At 74.3% G+C, this 1,675-nt stretch carries 1 protein-coding gene; it reads left to right on the top strand.

The genetic code is table 11. The features are described 5' to 3' along the window. On the top strand, positions 1-1,675 hold a 1,675-nt coding region (locus D7044_RS32055; RefSeq protein WP_147434753.1), incomplete at both ends, for a putative bifunctional diguanylate cyclase/phosphodiesterase.

Here is a 1,675-nt window from a genome sequence, read left to right as displayed (position 1 = left end):
GGGGGGTGGCGGGCGCGGCGGTCGCCGGCGCGCTCGCCCTCTTCCACGCCGAGCTGGTCGACGTCGACGTGGCCCGTGCCGACGGGAGCTGGTGGCGCTACCGGGGCGACGCGGCGGGTGGTCTCGTCGACCGGGAGGTCGCCGAACCCGGGCCCGCGGAGCCCGAGGAGCACGAGCTCGTCCGTCCGCTCGCCGTCGGCGACCTGCCGGTCGGGCGGCTGCGGGTCCGGTTCCCCCGGTCGGCGCCGCCCGTCGGGCGCGACCGGGACGCGGTGGCCGCGTTCGGTGACGCGCTCGCCGCCGCGCTGCACGATGCGGCGACGCACCGCGAGCTGCGTCAGGTCACCGCGCGGTCGTCGTACGAAGCGGTGCACGACCCGCTGACCGGCCTGGCGAACCGGGCGGCCCTGCTCAGCCGGGGAGACCAGACGCTGCGGCAGCTCGCGCACGACCACCCGGTGGCGCTTTTGCTGCTCGACATCGACCAGTTCAAGGAGGTCAACGACACCCTCGGGCACGTGGCCGGCGACCAGCTGCTGCGGCTCACCGCGAACCGGCTGGGCGCGCTCGCCCGCCCCGGGGACCTCCTCGGCCGGCTCGGCGGCGACGAGTTCGCGCTGCTGTTGACGTCGGTGCCGGTGGTCGGCGACCGGAACGCCCCGATGGCGTACGCCCTGCGTCAGGCGCGCGAGATCGCCGAGCGGCTGGCCGCGCCCACCGAGATCGCCGGGGTGCGGATGTCCGTCGAGGTCTCCGTCGGCGTGGTCGTGGCCGACGCGGGCGCCGCCGACCTGACCGAGCTGCTGCGCCGGGCCGACATCGCCATGTACCAGGCCAAGGAGGGCGGCGGCAACGTCGCCGGGTACGACAGCACCCGCGACGCGGCGAGCACCGACCAGCTCGCCCTGCTCGCCGAGCTGCGCGAGGCGCTCGAGGTGGACGACCAGCTCGTCCTGGCGCTGCAACCGGCGGTGGACCTGGCCACCGGGGCGCCGACCGGGGTCGAGGCGTTGATCCGTTGGCGGCATCCGCGCCGCGGCTGGCTCAGCCCGGTCGAGTTCATCCGGCCGGTGGAGAACAGCGAACAGCTCGGCACCTTCACCCGGTACGTGCTCAACAAGGCGCTCGCGGTCGCCGCCGACTGGGCCCGGGAGGGGCTGGACGTCCCGATCTCGGTGAACCTCTCCGCGCGCAGCCTGCTGGACCCTCGGCTGCCCGGTGAGATCGCCGAGGCCCTGCGCCGCCACCAAGTGCCGGCGCACCGGCTGGTGCTGGAGATCACCGAGACGGTGGTGATGAGCGAGCTGGAGGTCATCGACGAGGTGCTGGCCACCCTGCGGTCGATGGGGGTGCAGCTCGCCGTGGACGACTTCGGCACCGGTTTCTCGTCGCTGACGTTCCTCACCCGGATCGCGGTCGACGAGCTGAAGGTGGACCGCTCCTTCGTGATCCGGATGGCCGACTCGCCGGAGGCGGCGGCCATCGTACGGACCACCGTCGGTCTCGCGCACGAGCTGGGGCTACGGGTGGTGGCCGAGGGGGTGGAGACCGCCGAGCAGCGGCTGGCCCTGGCCGAGCTGGGCTGCACCGCGGCCCAGGGCTACCACTTCTTCAAGCCCATGCCGGCCGACAAGATTGGCGCGGTCCTCGGCACCCTGCTGGACGAGGCCCGCCC

Source organism: Micromonospora musae, assembly GCF_003626635.1.
Lineage (GTDB): Bacteria > Actinomycetota > Actinomycetes > Mycobacteriales > Micromonosporaceae > Micromonospora > Micromonospora musae.
The sequence above is the reverse complement of the archived record's forward strand: the minus strand, read 5'-3'. Positions and strand labels throughout refer to the sequence as shown.